The following is an 18,915-nucleotide window of genomic DNA, read 5'->3' as shown; positions in this document are numbered from 1 at the left end:
GATTGTCCCAGTGACCCGGAAAGATGCGCCAGGGTATCCGCATAGTGGGCCCCGGGCCGTGTCCGAGCTCATGCGTCGGCCGGGCGGCGCAGCATCCACAGGCCCGCTCCGGACGCGAGGACGACCACGCCGGAGACGACGCTCAGCGCGATCTGCAGGGCGCCTTCGCCCACGAGGAAGTTCAGGCAGACGTTCGCGGCGATCGCCGCGCAGAGCACGATCCAGAGCAGTGCTTTCATGGTGATCCTCCGTGGTCGGGGTGGTGTCTCGTGATGGCTCCATCCTTCCGGCGCTCGCCCGTCGCCACGAGGGACCCGCCTCCCGGAACCATGGTGTAGCCAGCTGCACCATAGGGTGCGGAGACCCGGAGCCCGCTGCCCGGACCGACCGCCTGCGTCGGCAGCGACGCTCCCGGCCGCCTTCCGCGAGCGCGGGCGGTCCGCACACCCACCTCAGCGGCCGGCGCCGGCAGCGGGTGCCGTGTGCCGGCTCAGCACTTTCCCTGCGAGGGAAGTCCGTACGAGGAGCCGATCCGGTACTCACCGGCCGCCCGCACCTTCAGCCGGGTCCACTCGCCCGCCCGCTCCACGCAGCCGGTGTCGGCCCGGAGCCAGGGGGAGTAGGCGACGCGCAGGATCACCGATCCGGGCGCGCGGGTCCGTACGACGAGTCCGGCGCCGTCGCCGCAGACGACGGACGAGCCGGCGCCCGACACCACGGGCGTCGCGTCCTCGACCCGGTAGACGCGCCAATGGGTGTCCCGCCACACGGGCCTCAGCCAGCCCGGCTCGTCGCGCACGAGCGCGGCCTCGTCCTTCGCTGCCCAGTCCGGGGTGCCCTCCGGCAGCACGACGTAGCCCACCGCCCAGCGGTGAAGCCAGCCGCGGTACTTCTCGGCGGAGAAGGAGCCTTCGTAGAAGAGCGCCCCGCGCTCCACGTCGAGCTGGCGATTCCAGCCACGGGCCAGGTTGACGTGGGGGCCGAGGGCGCTCGTCTCCCGGTGATCGACGGCCGGCACCACCTCGACGCGTGTGCGATCGGCCCCGAGGCGGTCGAGGGCGGCCACCACGCCCTCGGTCTCCGTGGCCCAGGCCGGCACGGGAGTCGACATCTCCAGCACATGGACGGCATGCTGCGTGACCCATTGGAGGGACAGTGCCAGGGCCGCACCGAGGGCGGCCCTCCGCCAGAACCGCACCCCGTGGGCCGACAGCGCGGCGAGCAGGACCGGCGGTCCGAACAGTTCGGCGAGGCGGATGACGTTGGAGCCGACCGGCGACGCAATGAGAACGGTCAGCACGACGCCGACCGCGTAGATCCCCGCGCCGAACCGCAGCACGCGCCACTCCCGCGGCGCCAGTGCGAGGAGCAGCACGCCGAAGAGGACCGGCTTCCAGACATCGCTCGTCGCCATCGGCATCTCGCCGCTGAACGGAAACAGCAGGGTGGTCAGTCCGACCACGGCCGCGGGCGGGGCGCACAGCACGGCGGCCCGTCGCCAGTCCCGGTCCAGCAGCCAGCCCGCGCCCGCGACCAGCAGGAAGAGTCCGGCGACCGGACTGGCCATGGTGGCCAGCGCACCGAAGACACCGGAGAGGACCAGGGCGTCCCGAGGGAGGCAGGCACTGTCGATTCCGTCCAGTAGTTGACCAGAAACGGCAGTGAACACGCTATCTTTCACAGGTGAGTTGACATGACTGATTGGGTCAACGTCCATTGGGATCCGTGCCGACACCCAGCGCAAACCGTCAACGACAACACCCCCCGCCGACACCGGCCGGATGCTATGCCACGCAGTCGTACTGTTCGGTGAGGTTGCCGAGGGCCTCCAAGAGGATGGTGCGGCTCTTGGAGGTCAGGGCCGCCGTGTCCCAGTTCTCCTTGACCAGGACACCTGGGGCGACCTTCAGAGTCACGGTGACGTGAGGTGCGCTGGTTCCCATGGGCTTGGCGCAGGGTGCGGGGAGCTGGACTTCGCTCTGGCGCGGCCCGATCCAGCCGGAGTACCCGCCGCCGACCGGGGCGGCGTCCTTGGCGGGCTTGTCGAGTGTGTCGGCCGGCCGCACGTCGAGGGTGTACTGGGTGCGGGGAGTCGTGTCCTTGCCCGTCTCGCGACCGACGAAGCAGACGGTGGAGAACACCGGATCCGCTCCTTCGCCCTTGTCCTCGTCCACGACCAGCTTGCCCCCCTCGTGGTCGTCGAGCAGGCCCACCGTCTCCTTCGCGAGCATCCCCAGGCACAGATTCTTCGCACGGAGATCCTTCAGCGGGCTGGGCCAGAGCTGAACCACGGCGACGACGGCCGCCGCGGCCACGAGCACGGCCGGCAGGATCAGGTACTTCTTGTTCATGAACATCCCTCTGTGCGCGCGAGGTTGGCGGCACTCTCACGTGCCACTACCGCGCTGTTGCGGATCGCCGTGTCGCGGTCGACGGTGCCGTGCTCCTCCCCTTACGAGGGCGCGCTCAGCGCCACGGTGAGGTAGGGCGTCGTCGACCCCGTGCGCCGGTCGCATCCGGCCGGGAGCTGGGCGACTGCCTCCGTGGCGGTCGCCCGGTCAGCCATTCCGCCGCCGAGTGGCACGGAACCCTTCCGTGGCCCTGGCACGCTCCGGATGTCGTCCGCGCGGGCCGCTCGTCCTCGTCGTCGGGCCACAGCACCAGCGCCGTTCCGACCGCCGCGGCGATCGGAACGGCGGGCAGGAAGAGCCACTTCGTGTTCACTACGGCTGGCCCATCTTCATGTCGGCGTCCTTGATACCGGACTGGTACCACTGCCGGGCCAGCGGCTGAAGGCCGTCCTCGTACTCACCGGGGCTCGCGTCCAGCTCCGTCTTGTCGAGCCCCTTGTCCAACGCCATCTTCCGCAGCATGGCGTACATCTGGCGCTCTCCGTTGTCGTAATGGTTGATCATGTCGTTACGGGTCTGGGCATCGACCCTGGTGTTCAGATCGGTCATGTACTTCGCCGTACCGACGTCGACCGCGCGCTGGACGGCGTCACCGACGACGGGGATGGCCGTCAGGGGCGCGCCGATGACGTGGTAGTTCATCATCTTGTTCCAGCCGTTCACGTCCTTCTCCGCTTGGCCGAGGTCGTAGATGACGTCGCCGCGTACACCGTCGAGGTGGCCGAGCACCTCCGAGGACTGCCTGATCCAGGCACGCATCTCGGGGTCCTCCTTGCGGTACGAGTCCACGGGGAAGCGGTCCAGCCCGTCGGCGATGACCGTGCTCTGCGCCTTGTGGATGACGCCGAAGGCATTCGGGTCCTCGGCCGTGGACCGGATGATCCGGGTGAGGTCACCTCGGTCGATGCCCGGGTGCCAACGGGATGCAGGGGGCTGCCCGGCGCGCGGCCGGTCGCCGCCGCCTCCAGCGCGCCACCGAACTCGGCGCGGGCCGAGGTGTACTGGGCCTCGGAAGGCATCTTGCCTTCGACGTCCCCGCCGGGCCAATGCCGGTCCTCCATGAAGTACTTCAGGTTGTCCGTGGTGTTCGGATCGAAGTAGTGGGTGGCCGCGGACGGGTTGCGACTCATCGGGTTCAGCAGACCCTTCATCGGGTCTTCCTGCGTGCCCTGCCAGTTCTTCATGACGCCGTCGTACGCGTCCTTGTCGTGGGTCTCCCAGTCGCGGATGGAGTCTCCGACCTCGGTCAGGAAGGCTTCGCTGTAGACCGGGTTCGCCCTCGTCCTTGCTCCAGAGGGAGGACCCCTTGACGTTCGGGTCGTACGGCTTCTCGTCCACGTCGGCGGCCATCAGGTGAGTGAGGGCGTTCCAGCCCGCGGCCCCTCCCTTTCCGCGGCCTTCTCCGCGCCCCACTCGTCTTCGAACGACATCGTCGACACCCCCGTGTCCCTGATCGGAAAACCGCCCCGCACGCCACGCTACGCACGTGATCAACCATCCGCTACCGGCGATCGATCACACGTACGATGTTGCGGGCACGAGCGTCATTGTGCCTTGCCTGCGCGAAAGCCCATGTCGGTGGTAGGGGAAAGGGCTTCGGCGGACGGTCCGCGTCGCCCATGGTGGCAGCGACAGCAACGCCGGCCGGGTGAGCACGACCGCCGGGACCGAAGCGGACGCGGGCACCCCGCAGGGCCGGCAGACAAAGCCGGGCGACGGCCTCCGTGGCGGTGGCCCAGCCGGTCGTTCCACCGCCGAACGGAGCGGCCGACACCGCCGCACGTCCCCCCTCAGGCCGCCGCGTTCTCCGTGACGGTGACCTCGCCCTTGCGGATGGTCGCCAGCCGTGGCGCCCGCCGGGCGATGGCGCTGTCGTGCGTGACCATGATGAAGGTCAGTCCGTGCTCCTTCCACATGGTCTCCAGCACCTCCATGACCTCGTCGCGCATCGACTCGTCGAGGTTGCCGGTGGGTTCGTCGGCGAGCAGCACCTTCGGCCTCTTCACCAGCGCTCGGGCGATCGCCACCCGCTGCTGCTGGCCCCCGGACATCTCACCGGGCAGATGTCCGAGCCGTTCACCGAGTCCGACGGAGTCCAGTGCCTCGGCGGCCCGCCTGCGCCGCTCGGACGCTTTGCCGCCCAGCGGTACGAGCGCGGTCTCGACGTTCTCCTGGGCGGTGAGCGTCGGGATGAGGTTGAAGCTCTGGAAGACGAAGCCGATGTTCTGCGCGCGCACCTTGGTGAGCTTGGCCTCCCCGAGCTTCGCGAGGTCCACACCGTCGAGTTCGACGCTGCCGCTCGTGGGGCGGTCGAGACCGCCGAGCATCTGCAGCAGAGTGGACTTGCCGCCGCCGGTGGGGCCCTGGATGACGAGCCGTCCGCCGTCCTCGATGGTCAGGTCCACACCGGCGAGCGCGTGGACGGTGGTCTTGCCGCGCGTATAGCGCTTGGTGACGTCTCTGAGCGTGTACATGGGTCAACTCCTGCTGGAACAAGGGGGGTTGGGCGCCGGGCGGGCTATTCGACGCGGCGCAGGGCGTCGGCGGGGCGCAGCCGGGAGGCCCGCCAGCCGCCGAACGCACCGGCGATCAGCCCGCCCGCCACGGCCAGGGCGACGGCGATCAGGATGATGGAGAGCGAGACGGGTGCGGTCAGTGCTACGTCGAGCGTCCTGGCCGCTCCGGGACCGCCCGGACCGGCCATGAACCGGCCGCCGCCCATTCCGCCGCCCGAGGAGCCGAGCTGTGCGGTGAGGGTGGGGCTGATGGCGGTCACGACGTACGCGCCGGCAAGCCCGACGGCGATGCCGAGCACCCCGCCCAGCAGTCCGTTGACGAGGGCCTCGCCGACGACCTGACGGGTGACCCGGCCGCTCTTCCAGCCGAGCGCCTTCAGGGTGCCGAACTCCCGTACCCGGCGGCTGACCGCCGAGGAGGTGAGCAGTCCGGAGACCAGGAAGGCGGCGGCCAGAACCGCGATCGACAGCCACTTGCCGACGCCTGCGGCCAGGTCGGAGGCGGTGGAGAGGGAGCCGGAGACGGTGTCGGCGAGATCGGCGGAGGTGGTGACGGTCGTGCCCGGGACGTTCTTCTGGATGGTGGACTTGACCTGGTCGATCTGCTGCGAGTCCGCGGCCTTCACATAGACCGTGGTGACCTTGTTCTTCGAGTCGGCGAGAGTCTGCGCCTGCTTCAGCGGGATGTAGAGGTTGGCGGCCGCGTCACCGCTGTCGGCGGTCGAGACCCCGACGATCGTGAACTCGGTCCCGTGGATGGTCACGGTCTTGCCGACGTCGAGCTTCTTCTCCTTGGCGTACGCGGAGTCGACGACGGCGATCTTCGCGTCGGTCTCGGACGTCTTGAACGTACGGCCCTTGGTGATCTCCGAGGAGGTCAGCGGGCCGAGGGCCTGCTTCGTGACGTCGGTGCCGTACACGGAGTAGGAGTTGACGTCGAAGGAGGCACCGCCGCCCCTGACCTCGCCCTGCGGCTGCGCGGCGCCGCCGCCCTGCCCGCCGGGACCGCCCCGGTCGTCCTGGCCTCCCGTGCCGCCCTGCTGCTTGAACTCGCCGCGCCTGAACTGGCCGTCGACCTTCATGACGTTCAGGCTGAGTCCGCCGACGGCGTCCGCGACACCGTTCTGTCCGCCGATCGCGTCGACGGTGGAGGAGGCCAGCGTCTGGAAGCCCTGTACCAGGACCCGGTCGCTGCTCTGTGTCGAGTCGTCGCCGTTGCCCTTGGCGTCGAACTCGAACTTCGGGCGTCCGCCGCTTGAGCCGGGAGCGACGGCGGCCTTGGTGACCGTCATGTCCGTACCGAGGCCGTACAGCGATTGCAGGACCTTGTCCTGGGCCTTGCTCATGCCGGAGGAGACCGAGCTGACGACGATGACCAGCGCGATGCCCAGGGCGAGTCCCGAGGCGACGACCAGCGCCGCCTTTCTGCGGCGGCGCAGTTCGCGCCGGAGGTAGGTGAAGAACATGGCGCGAAGCTACGAGCCGGTCGTGATGGTGGGTTAAGGCCAGGATGAGAGCCGGGTGAGAACACCTGCGTACGCCGAAGGCGGCGGCGCCGCGGATCCGAGGGGATCCGGGTGCCGCCGCCTCCGTACGGGATTCGGGACTGCGGGAGGGGTGGTGCGTGCGGGTCAGGCCTGGGAGCCCGCCGTCCACTCCGCCCAGCTCATGTTCCAGCCGTTGAGGCCGTTGTCGGGGGTGATGGTCTTGTCCGGGGAGTTCTTGACGATGACCACGTCGCCGACGAGGGAGTTGTTGTAGAACCACGCGGCGGGCTGGCCGGCGTCGTTCGCGCCCTTCACGTCGGCGAGACCGACACAGCCGTGGCTGGTGTTGGCGCTGCCGAAGATCGACCGCGCGCCCCAGTAGTTGCCGTGGATGAAGGTGCCCGAGGTGGAGAGCCGCATGGCGTGCGGCACGTCCTTGATGTCGTACTCGCCCTTGCCGTCGCCGTCGGTGAAGCCGACCGTCGCACCGTTCATCCGGGTCTCCTTGAACTTCTCGGAGATCACCATCTGCCCGTTGTACGTGGGGTTGGCGGAGGAGCCGGAGGAGATCGGGATGGTCTTGATCGTCTTGCCGTCCTGGGTGACGGTCATCATCTTCGTGTTGGCGTCGACCGTCGAGACCTGGTTGCGGCCGACCTTGAAGGTGACCGTCTTCTGCTGCACACCGAAGACGCCGTCCGCGCCCTCGACACCGTCCAGCGCCAGCTTCAGCGTGACGGTGGAGCCGCCCTGCCAGTAGTTCTCGGGGCGCAGGTCGAGGCGCTGCGCGTTGAACCAGTGTCCGACGACCTGCTGGCCGCTGCTGGACGTCACGGTGATCCCGGCCTGGACGGCCTTCTTGTCCGTGATCGGCTTGTTGAAGTTGATCGAGACCGGCATGCCGACGCCGACCGTGGAGCCGTCCTCGGGGGTGAAGTTGCCTATGAAACTGTTGGCGGGCGAGACGGTGGTGAACGAGGAGTTCTCGTGCGCCTCGCGGCCCTTGGAGTCCTTGGCCGTCGCGCTGATCTTGTACGTGGTCGAGCGCTCCAGCTGGACGTCCGGCTTCCAGCTCTTGCCGTCGGCGGCGAGCGTGCCCTTGACGGCCGCACCGGCCTGCGTGGTCATGGCGACCTGGGACAGCGTGCCCTTGGCGACGGTGACCTTCGCGTCGTTGTTGATGCTCGCGTTGGTCGCACCGTTCTTCGGCGAGATGGCTATCTGCGCCTCGGACGCGTCCTGGGCGGCCGCCTTGTCGACCTCGGCCGCCTGCGACTTCTTCGAGCTCTCGGAGCTGCTGCCGCTCGCGTCGCCGTCGTTGCAGGCCGTGAGCACCAGAACGCCGCCGAGCAGTGCGGACGCGGCCATCAGGCCCCTGCGCCGCTTGCTTCCCGTCATCACACGCTTCTCCATCGTTGCCGAATCCCCAAAAACCCCGAGCGGAGCCGCCGTCGCCCGGCGAAACCCGTCAATGTTCCTAGAACCCATGGAAAGGGTCCTTCGTTCCACATCCAAGAGAGATGTGGGGAACAACACTCACCGACGCATCCGCGGCGGCGGTGGTTCCCGCTTCCGATCACGTATGTGCGAGACCGGTGCGCACGACGGCCCCGGCCCACGGAAAGCGGGCCGGGGCCGGTGCTTCACACCTGCCGGACCCGTTGCTCCGTGCCGCCGCTCACGCCGTTGTGTCCGCCGTCGTCCTCACCCATTGTGCGGGACGCCGTCGTCCACCTCGTCGACGTCGTCGGTCTCGTAGTCCTCTTCGCCGCCCTCCTCGTCCTCGTCGAGGTCCCAGCCGTCCGGGTCGTCCGGGTCGTAGTCGACGGTCTCGCTGCTCCAGGACGCCTGGGCGAGTTCGACCCCCGGCACCTCGCTGACCAGGTCGAACGGATCGACGAGGGAGGCGAGGGCCTCCGCGCCGTCCTCCCGTACGGCCTCCTCGGCCCGTACGCGCTCCTCGGCGGCCTCGCCGCCGGGCTCCCCGTACTCGGCGGCGATGGACTCCAGTGCGGTGCCGCTGAGGGCGTCCAGGTCCGTGATCTCCAACACCATTTCGACGCGAAGCCGAACAAATTGTGATGTCCCAGAAGTGCTCATGTGCCGGAGCGTAAGCTCCCCGCCCCCGCGACTTTCCCACGACCCGCTGCTTTCACTAGCATCGGCGTACAGGCCTAACTCACGGCTGTGACAAGGGGGATCGATTCCGTGGCCGCTGCTCGCCGCCCGCTCCTGACCGCCACCGCCGCGGGCACGTTGCTGGCCGCCCTGTGGTTCGTCCCGTCCGCCAACGCGACGGACGAATCGGCCGGCGCTCCGGGCGCCCGGATCCGACAGGCGACCGCCGCCGAGGACACCGCGACGGGCCCGAGGCTCGCCGACACCGGCGCCGGGGTCGACACCAGCCCGTATCTGATCGGCGGCACGGCGTTCCTGGGCATCGGCGCGGCGTTCGTCACCTACTCGGTCCGCCGCGCCGAGGCCCTGTCCGCCTGAACAGGCCAGGATCTTCAGCGTTCTTCCAGGCCGTTCTTCCAGGCCGGTGCGGTGCTCTTCTAGGCCAGCGGTCCGGTCACCGGCTCGACCGCCGCGACCAGCCTCCCGGTACGGACGAACGCGTCCGCCGCGGCCAGGTCCGGCGACAGAAAGCGGTCCGGCCCCGGCCCCTGGACGCCCGCCGCGCGCAACGCCTCGATGGCCGCCTGCGAGGCCGGGGCGGGCGCGAGGCCCTGCGCGGCGCGCAGTTCGATGGCACGGGTCGCCGCGTACAGCTCCACGGCGACGATCCGGGCGAGGTCGTCGACGGCGGTACGGAGCTTGCGCGCCGCCGACCAGCCCATGGAGACGTGGTCCTCCTGCATCGCGGAGGACGGGATCGAATCGGCCGAGGCGGGGACGGCGAGCCGCTTCATCTCGCTGACCAGGGCGGCCTGGGTGTACTGGGCGATCATCAGGCCCGAGTCCACCCCGGCGTCGTCGGCGAGGAACGGCGGCAGCCCGTGCGAACGGTTCTTGTCCAGCAGCCGGTCGGTGCGGCGCTCGGTGATCGAACCGAGGTCGGCCGCGACGATCGCCAGGAAGTCGAGGACGTACGCGACGGGGGCGCCGTGGAAGTTGCCGTTGGACTCGACCCGGCCGTCGGGGAGCACGACGGGGTTGTCGACGGCGGAGGCCAGTTCGCGGTCGGCGACGATCCCGGCGTAGTCGAGGGTGTCGCGTCCGGCGCCGTTGACCTGGGGAGCGCAGCGCACGGAGTAGGCGTCCTGCACACGCGGCGCGTCGTCCTGGTGGTGGCCCGTGAGGCCGGAACCGGCGAGCACCCGCAGCATGTTGTCGGCGCTGGCGCCCTGGCCCGGGTGCGGGCGGATGGCGTGCAGTTCGGGGGCGAGGACCTTGTCCGTGCCGAGCAGCGCCTCCAGGGAGAGGGCGGCGGTGATGTCGGCCGAGGTGTAGAGGTTCTTCAGGTCGGCGAGGGCCATGACGAGCATGCCCAGCATGCCGTCGGTGCCGTTGAGGAGGGCGAGGCCCTCCTTCTCGCGCAGCTCGACCGGGGTGATGCCGTGGGCGGCGAGCAGCTCACCGGCGGGGCGCACGGTGCCGTCGGGGCCTTCCGCGTCGCCCTCGCCCATCAACGTCAGCGCACAGTGGGAGAGCGGGGCCAGGTCGCCGGAGCAGCCGAGCGAGCCGTACTCGTGGACGACGGGGGTGATGCCCGCGTTGAGGACGTCGGCCATGGTCTGCGCGACCTCGGGGCGCACGCCGGTGTGCCCGGAGGCGACCGTCTTCAGCCGCAGGAACATCAGAGCGCGGACGACCTCGCGCTCGACCCGTGGGCCCATGCCGGCGGCGTGCGAGCGGACGATGTTGCGCTGGAGCTGTGCGCGGAGCTCCTGGCTGATGTGCCGGCTGGCCAGCGCCCCGAAGCCGGTGGAGACGCCGTAGACCGGCTCCGGCTTGGCGGCGAGCGCGTCCACGATCTCGCGGGCGGCGGCGAGCGCGCTCACGGCGTCCGCGGAGAGCTCGACGCGGGCGTTGCCGCGGGCCACGGCGATGACGTCCTGGGCGGTGGTACCGGACGTCCCCACCACGACTGTATGCATATCCATATTCAGAAGCGTACGGATTGAATCCCTTCATGTCACTAGTGGTCGCACGGTTGACCCCTTACCCATCCGGTCACACGGTCAGGGGCGGCTGCCGCGCAGGTGGCGGCGGTCGTGCGGGGACCTGGGCGGCGCGTCGGCCAGCCGGATCACCTCCCCGTCGCGCCCCGCCACCACCGGCTCCGTGGAACGGGCCGCCTTCGCCCGGTACTGGGCCGCGTCCGCCAGCCGGAAGAGCCGTCGCGCCGACACCACGGGGCCGATCGGATCACCGGTCGACGCGATCCCGCACGCCACCCCGTCACCGAGCTCCAACTCGGCTGCCCGTTCGCAGAGTTCGGCGGCCACCCGGATCACCTCGTCCACTTCGGGCCCCACCGCGAGCAGACAGAACTCATCGCCGCCGAGCCGGGCCGCGAGCGCACCGGGCAGCATGGCGCCGCAGCGGGACAGTACCGAGCCGAAACGTTCCAGCAGGCGGTCCCCGACGGCATGGCCATGGGTGTCGTTCACCCGCTTCAGACCATTGAGGTCGCAGACGACCAGACTGATCACCGCGCCGTCCGCCCGGTGCCGCTCCACCGCCTCGTCGAGCCGCACATCGACGGCACGGCGGTTGGCCAGCCCGGTCAGCGGATCGGTGAAGGCGAGCTTGCGGACCTCTTCGAGCCGTTCGGTCTGGGAGATCCCGGCGGCGACGACCGCGGCCAGCACGGTCGCGAAGTCCGCGTCCTCCCGGCCGAACACCGGCTGCCCCACCGGGCGGGCCACATACAGCTCACCCCAGGCCCGCCCGTGCAGCACGATCGGCGCGACCACGCAGCAGCCGCGCCCGCGTCGACGCAGGGCCGCCACCCGCTGTTGGCAGTACCCGCGCCCGTACCCCCGCACCCCCGCGCACGGCGTCCCGCCCACCGGACCGTCGGCGGTCTCGACCCAGGCGTCCGGCTCACCGCCACCGGCCCACCGCTCGTGCAGGAACTCGGTGATCTCCGGGAACTGGTACACCGGATACGCCTCCTCCTCGGGGAACTCCTCCTCCCCCTCGGCCCGTTCGCCCGCGTTCACCAGAACGCGCAGCCGCCCGCGCCCCCGCTCCCAGACGGAGAGCGCGGCGAAGCTGCCGCCCAACGCCTCGCACGCCCCCAGCGCAGCCGCTCGCCACGACCCCCGCGGGGTGTGCGCCGCCGCCATCGTCTGCGCGAGCGAAACCACGGCCCGCAGCCGCACATCATCACCCATCGCTACAGCTTATGTAGTTTTGTGGTGATTTGATCAGTTTGCGACCTCGATCATGTTCACTGCGTGTCTCTTTGAACACGCAACGTCACTCGCCGGGCCAGTTCGGCTTCCTCTTCTCGTTGAACGCGGCCACCCCCTCGGCCCGGTCACCGGAGAAGGCCACCGACCGCCAGGCGGCGTCCTCGACTTCGAGACCGGCGCGCAGATCGAGGCCGTGCCCCAGGCGCAGCGCCCGCTTGGCGGCCCGCAGCCCCACCGGGGAGTTGGCGGCGATCCGCCCCGCGAGCGCCAGCGCGGTCTCCCGGTCCCGTCCCGCTTCCACCAGTTCGTCGACCAGCCCCGCCTCACGCGCCTCGGCCGCCTCCACCCGCCGTGCCGTGAAGACCAGCTCGGCGGCGCGCGCCGCGCCGATCCGCCGCGGCAGCAACTGCGTGCCGCCGCCGCCCGGGATGACACCGACCGACACCTCGGGCAGCCCCACCACGGCCGTGCGGTCGGCGACGATCAGGTCGCAGGACAGGGCCAGCTCGAATCCGCCGCCGAGCGCGAAGCCGTGCACGGCCGCGATGGTCGGCATCGGCAGTTCCAGTACGCCGGTGTACGCGGCGCGGGCCGTCGGGCGCTGACGCAGCAGCTCGGCGTCGGTGAAGGAGTTGCGCTCCTTCAGGTCCGCGCCCACGCAGAAGGCCCGTTCGTGGCTGGAGGTGAGGACGGTGACCCGTACGCCCGGGTCGGCGGCGAGCGCGGCGCAGGCCGCATTGATCGAGCGGGCCATGTCCGTGGACACCGCGTTCATCGCTCCCGGCCGGTCGAGGACCAGCTCGGCGACGTGTTCCTGCCCCTCGTGGACCCGTACGACGACGAATTCCCCGAACCGCTGCTCGGACGTGACGGTCATGACTGGCACCCCTCCGGTTAACGATCGTTACCGGAGGGATCCTATGGGGCTCCCCGGACAGTGGTCCGGGCGCGTTCGGGCCCGGGGCCCCTCGTTCGGATCACGCCGACGTGCCCCGCCACCGCGCACCGACCGCGCCCGATCCGGACGGAAGACCTAGGACGTGCCCCGGCGTGCCAGCAGCCAGGGCTCCACCACACCGAGGCCGCGCACCGGGCGCTGCCACATCGGCTGCAGCCCGTAGCGGTACGTGGGCAGGGACGGCTCCACGCCGTCCTGGCGCTCCTTCTCGGCCGCTGCGGCCTCCTCCGCCGCCTGCGCCTCGGAGGCCGGCGCGTCGCCGGTACGGGTCAGCTCCTCCGCGAACGCCCCGTCCACCAGTACGGCGTCCTTCGGGGCTATCGAGGTCAGCCGGCTCGCGAGGTTCACCGTCGTACCGAAGACATCGCCCATTCGGGTGGTGACCGTGCCGAACGCGATGCCGACCCGCAGCGCCGGCATGGTCTCGTCCTGGGTCATCGCCTCGATCAGACGCAGCGCGATCTCGGCCGCGGTGCCCGCGTCGTCGGCGGCGAAGAGGACCTCGTCGCCGAGGGTCTTGATGAGCCTGCCGCCGTGGGCGGCGACCAGGTCGGCCGAGGTGGTCTCGAACGCCTCGACCAGCTCGCCGAGCTCCTCCTCCTCCAGCCGCCGGGTCAGCCGGGTGAATCCGACGAGGTCGGCGAAGCCGACGGCCAGGCGCCGGTCGACCATCTCCTCGTCGTCGGCGGCCTGCACGACCCGGCCGGTGGCGGCGGCGAGCTGGCGCCGCCACACGTACACCAGGAACTCCTCCAGCTCCGGCAGGAGCAGCTCCACCAGCGGGTACGTGACCTCGGTGCGGGTCATTCCGGGCTCGGGCGGTTCGGTCAGCCCCTCCAGGAAGGAATCGATCTGCCATTCCGCCAGCCGGGCGGTGGTCTGCCCGGTGGACCGGGCCACCTGGATGGCCATCGGCTCACTGAGCAGCCCCGCCTCGACGAGTCCCGCGAGCCGGCGCAGCGCCAGCACATCGGCCTCGGTGAGCGCCCTGGCCTGCCCGATGTCGGCGAAGCCCATGGCCCGCCAGAACCGGGAGGCCAGGTCCATCGAGACACCGGCGGTACGGGCCGCCTGGAACGGCGTGTAGCGACGGTCGGCGCCCAGGATCAGCTGTTCCAGCCGGATCGCGAGGGGGTCGTCGGTCGGTTCCGCCGTATGGTCGACTTCGTGATGCGGTGTCGGGTGGACCGAGGGTTCCGACGGGGGCTCCGCGCCCGCACCGGAGGTCGTGTCGTCGACGGTCACCAGCCGCCTCCTGCCCGTTCCCTGCGCACTGCCCTGCCGATCTGTCGGTGGATCGCCTCAACGATACGGCAGGTGTGCCGTGGCTCACGTCCCCATGGCCTCCGGGAATGTTCTCGGACGAGCCGGTGGGCGTGGGTGGTTTCCGCCGGTGGGGGGATTCCGGGAGGGCAAGGAGGCATGCCCCCGGTGTCGGGCGGGCCGGGGGACGGTCGTCGTGCCGCCGCCTCAGACCAGGCCGCCTCCGACGCCCCGCAGGTGCACGATGTCGCCCGCCGACACGGGCTCCTGGAGACCGTCGTCGGTGGACAGGATCAGGCGGCCGTCGCCGTCGATCGCCACGGCCTCGCCGGTGAGCGTGCGGTCGCCGGGCAGTTGGGCCCGTACCCTGCGGCCGAGGGTCGCGCAGCCCGCCGCGTACGCCTCCTGCAGTCCGCTCGCCGCCGCGTCGCCCTCCGCCGCGCGCCACTGGCCGTACCAGTGCTCCAGGGAGCGCAGTACGCCCCGCAACAGCGTCTCCCGGTCGGTGGAGACCGCCCCGGCCAGGGCCAGCGAGCCGGCCGTGGCGGCGGGGAGTTCGTCGGCGCGCAGGGACACGTTGAGGCCGATGCCGACGACGACGCCGTTCCCGGCGCGCTCGGCCAGGATGCCGCCCGCCTTGCGCTCCTCGCCCCGTGGGGTCTCCCCCGCACGGAGCCTGTCGGGGCTCCTGGGGACCGTCACGAGAAGGTCGTTCGGCCACTTCAGGGCCGTGTCGACGCCCGCCGCGCGGGCCAGGCCCGCAGCCGTCGCGACGCCGGTGAGCAACGGCAGCCAGCCCCACCGCCGGACGGGGACGTCGCCGGGCGTCAGGAAGACGGAGAGGAACAGGCCCGAACGGGCCGGGGCCGCCCAGGTGCGGTCGAGGCGCCCGCGGCCCGCGGTCTGCTCCTCGGCGACCAGCACGGCGCCCTCGGCGAGGCCGGACGCCGCGCGTGCGGCGAGGTCGGAGTTGGTGGACCCGGTGGTCTCCACGACGTCGAGCGAGGTCCACAGGCCGCCCGGCCGCAGCAGCCCGCGGCGCAGCGCGGGGACGTTGAGGGGCGGCCGGTCCAGGTCCGACCAGCGGCTGTGAGGCGCATCCGAAGGTGTCATGCAAGCCAGACTAGGTGTGGCAAACGACGCACTGCTGAACCGTATCCGCGCCGATACCCTACGGATCAGTAGGTGTTTCAGTACCTGATCAGCAGCACAGTCGTCCCCGTGACCAGGCAGGGAGCCGCCACCCGATGTCCGAGCCGGAAGAGATCGACATCCACACCACCGCGGGCAAGATCGCGGACCTGCAGCACCGAATCGACGAAGCGACGCACGCGGGCTCCGCGCGCGCGGTCGAGAAGCAGCACGCGAAGGGCAAGCTGACCGCCCGCGAGCGGATCGACCTCCTGCTGGACGAGGGTTCCTTCGTGGAACTCGACGAGTTCGCCCGGCACCGCTCCACCAACTTCGGCATCGAGAAGAACCGCCCGTACGGGGACGGTGTCGTCACCGGCTACGGCACGGTCGACGGCCGCCCCGTCTGCGTGTATTCGCAGGACTTCACCATCTTCGGCGGATCGCTCGGCGAGGTCTACGGTGAGAAGATCGTCAAGGTGATGGACTTCGCGCTGAAGACCGGCTGCCCGGTCATCGGCATCAACGACGGCGGCGGCGCCCGTATCCAGGAAGGCGTGGCAGCGCTCGGCCTGTTCGCCGAGATCTTCCGCCGCAATGTGCACGCCTCGGGCGTCGTCCCGCAGATCTCGCTGATCGTCGGACCGTGCGCGGGCGGCGCGGTCTACTCCCCCGCGATCACCGACTTCACCGTCATGGTCGACCAGACCTCGCACATGTTCATCACCGGCCCCGACGTCATCAAGACCGTCACCGGCGAGGACGTCGGTTTCGAGGAACTCGGCGGCGCCCGCACCCACAACACCACCTCCGGGGTGGCGCATCACATGGCGGGCGACGAGAAGGACGCCATCGAGTACGTCAAGTCGCTGCTGTCGTACCTCCCTTCGAACAACCTCTCCGAAGCACCGGCCTTCCCGGAGGAGGCGGACCTCACCACGAGCGACGAGGACCGCGAGCTCGACACCCTCATCCCGGACTCGGCGAACCATCCGTACGACATGCACTCCGCCATCGAGCACGTGCTGGACGACGGCGAGTTCCTGGAGACCCAGGCCCTGTTCGCCCCGAACATCCTCACCGGCTTCGGGCGCGTCGAGGGCTATCCGGTGGGCATCGTCGCCAACCAGCCGATGCAGTTCGCCGGCTGCCTGGACATCAACGCGAGCGAGAAGGCGGCGCGGTTCGTCCGCACCTGCGACGCCTTCAACGTGCCCGTCCTGACCTTCGTCGACGTCCCCGGCTTCCTGCCCGGCGTCGACCAGGAGTACGGCGGCATCATCCGCCGCGGCGCCAAGCTGATCTACGCGTACGCGGAGGCGACCGTCCCGCTGATCACGGTGATCACCCGCAAGGCGTTCGGCGGCGCGTACGACGTCATGGGCTCCAAGCACCTGGGCGCCGACATCAACCTCGCCTGGCCGACCGCGCAGATCGCCGTGATGGGGGCGCAGGGCGCGGTGAACATCCTGCACCGCCGCACCATCGCCGCCGTCACGGACCCCGACGAGGCAGACGCCACCCGTGCCAAGCTGATCGCCGACTACGAGGACACGCTGCTCAACCCGTACGTGGCGGCCGAACGCGGCTACGTCGACGCGGTGATCATGCCGTCCACCACTCGCGCCCACATCGTCAAGGCGCTGCGCCAGCTGCGCACCAAGCGGGAGTCGCTGCCCCCGAAGAAGCACGGCAACATCCCCCTCTAGAAAGGGTCCTGACCATGATCAAGGTCGTACGGGGCAACCCGACCCCGGAGGAGCTGGCTGCCGCACTGGCGGTGGTCCGGGCACGCGCCGCGGCCCCGCTGTCCGAGGTGTCGCCCGGCGCTCCGGCGGTGCCCGGCCAGTGGTCCGACCCGGGGCGCATCGCCCGGCGCGAACGCCATCTGCCGGGGCCGCGGGCCTGGGCGCGGACGTACTGGCCCGGGTAGCCGCGGGACGACGGCCCGGTCCCCGCTCCCCAGCAGACCGGGCCGTCACCCGTCCGCACGTGTTTTCCGAGGTCCGGGCCCTTTCGGGTCCGGACCTCGGTGCGTACGGGCGCGATCTGGCCCGTACGCACCAGGGCGCCTGAGTACCCGTACTCAGGCGCGCCGCCCGGCCCCGCAGCAGGATCGGTCCCATGCTGTGGTCCGACCCGGAGAACAAGCCGCCGAAGGAACTGCGCGACGCCCAGGACATGATGCGGCGCGCGGGGCTGGTGCTCGCGCTCGCGATGGTGGTCGCGATGTTCGTGCTCGGGACACGGTGAGGGGCTTCTACGATGGCGCGTATGACTGATCAGCGCCGTCTCGTGCTCGCCTCCGCCTCCCCCGCCCGTCTCGGCCTTCTGCGGCAGGCCGGATTCGCACCCGAGGTGATCGTCAGCGGGGTGGACGAGGAGGCGCTGAGCGCCCCGACACCGGCCGAGCTGGCGCTCGTGCTCGCCGAGGCCAAGGCCGCCGCGGTGGCCGGCCGGCCCGAGGCGGCGGGCGCCCTGGTCATCGGGTGCGACTCGGTGCTCGAACTCGACGGCGAGGCGCTCGGCAAGCCGGCCGACGGCGAGGAGGCCATCGCCCGCTGGAAGTCCATGCGCGGCCGGGCCGGAGTGCTGCGGACCGGCCACAGCGTGATCGACACCGCGACCGGACGTACGGCCTCGGCGACCGCGTCCACGACCGTCCGCTTCGGCGAACCGACGGACGCCGAGATCGCCGCCTACGTGGCCACGGGCGAGCCGCTCCACGTCGCGGGCGCCTTCACGCTGGACGGCCGCTCGGCACCGTTCGTCGACTCCATCGAGGGCGACCACGGCAATGTCATCGGGCTCTCGCTGCCGCTGCTTCGCCGGCTGCTGGGCGAGCTGGGGATCTCCGTCACCGAGCTGTGGGTCCGCGGCTGAGCCGGAGCGGCCACCTCGCCGGGCCGTCCGGTTCGGCCGTTCGGGTGGGCCGACCGAGCCGGGCCTCGGGACCGGACCGTCCGTTCGGCCGTTCGGGTCAGACGGGAGCCGGAGCGTTCGGCTCGGCGTCCTCGGCCGGCCGGCCGGTCCCGGACTCGGGACCGTACGCCACCAGCGCCAGCACGATCAGCCCGAGCACCACCATCAGACACGCGAACGCGGCCCAGCCGACCAGCCCCACCGTCAGCGCGCCCAGCACCCCGTGCACCACGGCGCAGGTGATGAGGGCGATGCGGCCGATGCGGCCGGGAGCCCGGTCGCGGAGGCCGGTCAGCAGGAGGACCAGCCCGCACAGCAGCAGGTACAGCCCGAAGACACCGCCCATCGCCCAGGTGCCGTTGACCATGGCGGAGGGTTCCAGCCCGGCCAGCGACATGTCCTGGTTCCTGACGACCGTCGCCAGGATGCCGTTGACGACCACGATGCCCACAGCCTCCACGAACAGCACGATCGCCGCCACGAACGCCACCGGTCTGCGCACCACGGTGCTCACCCCCTGTTACCTGCAGTACGTGCGATAGCGCGGACCCTACAGGGGGTACCCCCTGCTCCTTAAGAGCTTGGGGGAGGGTAACGCCCGGACAAGGGCCCGGGCATCCTTCCCTTCCGCCCCGCACTCCTGACGCGCACCCGTGCGCTTCCCCTGCGCCCCCTCGCCGTGACCGCCGCGCGACGGGCAAAGAATCGTTCGCCCATTAGTGGGGACTCGACAAAGAAACGCCGGGCGGGGCTGCTTGCATGAACAGAGACCTGGACCACACCTCGTGGCTACTGTGCGGTCATGAATCCGGGCGTACCGTGGTGCCACAAGGGATTTCGCGACTTGAGCAAGCCTCGAAT

At 70.6% G+C, this 18,915-nt stretch carries 18 protein-coding genes and 1 pseudogene; 5 read left to right on the top strand and 14 right to left on the bottom strand.

What is annotated here, in order from left to right; genetic code table 11:
* Positions 1-68 precede the first annotated feature (68 nt).
* The 8 genes and pseudogenes from ACF1B9_RS04815 to ACF1B9_RS04780 form a co-directional block, all read right to left on the bottom strand.
* Positions 69-239 carry a hypothetical protein gene (locus ACF1B9_RS04815; RefSeq protein WP_391739073.1) on the bottom strand — a complete coding sequence of 57 codons (171 nt, stop codon included), beginning with the start codon at positions 237-239 and terminating at the stop codon, positions 69-71.
* Positions 240-490: 251 nt separating this feature from the next.
* Positions 491-1,609: pseudogene (locus ACF1B9_RS04810) on the bottom strand (hypothetical protein); the annotation flags it as partial.
* Positions 1,610-1,784: 175 nt separating this feature from the next.
* Positions 1,785-2,351 (bottom strand): hypothetical protein, encoded by a 567-nt coding sequence (locus ACF1B9_RS04805; protein ID WP_391739072.1) that lies wholly within the window; start codon positions 2,349-2,351, stop codon positions 1,785-1,787.
* 372 nt (positions 2,352-2,723) lie between these two features.
* The gene (locus tag ACF1B9_RS04800; protein WP_391739071.1) at positions 2,724-3,200 is read right to left on the bottom strand and encodes a hypothetical protein; all 477 of its coding nucleotides are present in this window, start codon (positions 3,198-3,200) and stop codon (positions 2,724-2,726) included.
* 1,001 nt (positions 3,201-4,201) lie between these two features.
* Positions 4,202-4,885 carry an ABC transporter ATP-binding protein gene (locus tag ACF1B9_RS04795; RefSeq protein WP_391739070.1) on the bottom strand — a complete coding sequence of 228 codons (684 nt, stop codon included), beginning with the start codon at positions 4,883-4,885 and terminating at the stop codon, positions 4,202-4,204.
* 44 nt (positions 4,886-4,929) lie between these two features.
* Positions 4,930-6,393 (bottom strand): ABC transporter permease, encoded by a 1,464-nt coding sequence (locus tag ACF1B9_RS04790; protein WP_391739069.1) that lies wholly within the window; start codon positions 6,391-6,393, stop codon positions 4,930-4,932.
* Between the two features lie 165 nt (positions 6,394-6,558).
* Entirely contained in the window at positions 6,559-7,827 is a 1,269-nt protein-coding gene (locus ACF1B9_RS04785) for an Ig-like domain-containing protein (RefSeq protein ID WP_391739067.1), read from the bottom strand.
* Between the two features lie 291 nt (positions 7,828-8,118).
* Positions 8,119-8,514: a hypothetical protein gene (locus tag ACF1B9_RS04780; RefSeq protein WP_391739066.1), complete on the bottom strand. Its 396-nt coding sequence runs from the start codon at positions 8,512-8,514 to the stop codon at positions 8,119-8,121.
* 108 nt (positions 8,515-8,622) lie between these two features.
* Here ACF1B9_RS04780 and ACF1B9_RS04775 point away from each other — a divergent pair, with 108 nt between their 5' ends.
* Positions 8,623-8,910: a hypothetical protein gene (locus ACF1B9_RS04775; RefSeq protein WP_391739065.1), complete on the top strand. Its 288-nt coding sequence runs from the start codon at positions 8,623-8,625 to the stop codon at positions 8,908-8,910.
* Between the two features lie 59 nt (positions 8,911-8,969).
* Here the strand turns inward: ACF1B9_RS04775 and hutH are convergent, their stop codons facing one another.
* From hutH to ACF1B9_RS04750, 5 genes are all read right to left on the bottom strand, one after another.
* Positions 8,970-10,520, bottom strand: coding sequence for a histidine ammonia-lyase (gene hutH / locus ACF1B9_RS04770; RefSeq protein WP_391739063.1), 1,551 nt, complete (start codon positions 10,518-10,520; stop codon positions 8,970-8,972).
* Between the two features lie 78 nt (positions 10,521-10,598).
* The gene (locus tag ACF1B9_RS04765) at positions 10,599-11,759 is read right to left on the bottom strand and encodes a diguanylate cyclase domain-containing protein (RefSeq protein ID WP_391739061.1); all 1,161 of its coding nucleotides are present in this window, start codon (positions 11,757-11,759) and stop codon (positions 10,599-10,601) included.
* Between the two features lie 85 nt (positions 11,760-11,844).
* A complete protein-coding gene (locus ACF1B9_RS04760; protein ID WP_391739060.1) occupies positions 11,845-12,657 on the bottom strand; it encodes an enoyl-CoA hydratase/isomerase family protein in 813 nt (270 codons plus the stop codon).
* Between the two features lie 156 nt (positions 12,658-12,813).
* Positions 12,814-13,983, bottom strand: coding sequence for an adenylate/guanylate cyclase domain-containing protein (locus tag ACF1B9_RS04755; RefSeq protein WP_391739058.1), 1,170 nt, complete (start codon positions 13,981-13,983; stop codon positions 12,814-12,816).
* 225 nt (positions 13,984-14,208) lie between these two features.
* The gene (locus ACF1B9_RS04750; protein WP_391739056.1) at positions 14,209-15,114 is read right to left on the bottom strand and encodes a biotin--[acetyl-CoA-carboxylase] ligase; all 906 of its coding nucleotides are present in this window, start codon (positions 15,112-15,114) and stop codon (positions 14,209-14,211) included.
* A gap of 134 nt (positions 15,115-15,248) precedes the next feature.
* Here ACF1B9_RS04750 and ACF1B9_RS04745 point away from each other — a divergent pair, with 134 nt between their 5' ends.
* The 4 genes from ACF1B9_RS04745 to ACF1B9_RS04730 all read left to right on the top strand — a co-directional run bounded on the left by ACF1B9_RS04745 (position 15,249) and on the right by ACF1B9_RS04730 (position 18,015).
* Positions 15,249-16,841: an acyl-CoA carboxylase subunit beta gene (locus ACF1B9_RS04745; protein ID WP_391739054.1), complete on the top strand. Its 1,593-nt coding sequence runs from the start codon at positions 15,249-15,251 to the stop codon at positions 16,839-16,841.
* 14 nt (positions 16,842-16,855) lie between these two features.
* Positions 16,856-17,065: an acyl-CoA carboxylase epsilon subunit gene (locus ACF1B9_RS04740; protein ID WP_391739053.1), complete on the top strand. Its 210-nt coding sequence runs from the start codon at positions 16,856-16,858 to the stop codon at positions 17,063-17,065.
* Positions 17,066-17,256: 191 nt separating this feature from the next.
* A complete protein-coding gene (gene mmpB, locus ACF1B9_RS04735; protein WP_093900106.1) occupies positions 17,257-17,385 on the top strand; it encodes a morphogenic membrane protein MmpB in 129 nt (42 codons plus the stop codon).
* A 12-nt stretch (positions 17,386-17,397) separates the two neighbouring features.
* Entirely contained in the window at positions 17,398-18,015 is a 618-nt protein-coding gene (locus tag ACF1B9_RS04730; RefSeq protein WP_391739052.1) for a nucleoside triphosphate pyrophosphatase, read from the top strand.
* 97 nt (positions 18,016-18,112) lie between these two features.
* Here the strand turns inward: ACF1B9_RS04730 and ACF1B9_RS04725 are convergent, their stop codons facing one another.
* Complete coding sequence (locus tag ACF1B9_RS04725) at positions 18,113-18,568, bottom strand: hypothetical protein (protein WP_391739050.1); 456 nt, start codon at positions 18,566-18,568, stop codon at positions 18,113-18,115.
* Positions 18,569-18,915: the final 347 nt, after the last annotated feature.

The organism is Streptomyces sp. NPDC014727, assembly GCF_043083485.1.
In the GTDB taxonomy this organism is placed as follows: Bacteria; Actinomycetota; Actinomycetes; order Streptomycetales; family Streptomycetaceae; genus Streptomyces.
Note: the sequence above shows the minus strand (reverse complement) of the source record. Positions and strands in the feature narration are given on the sequence as shown.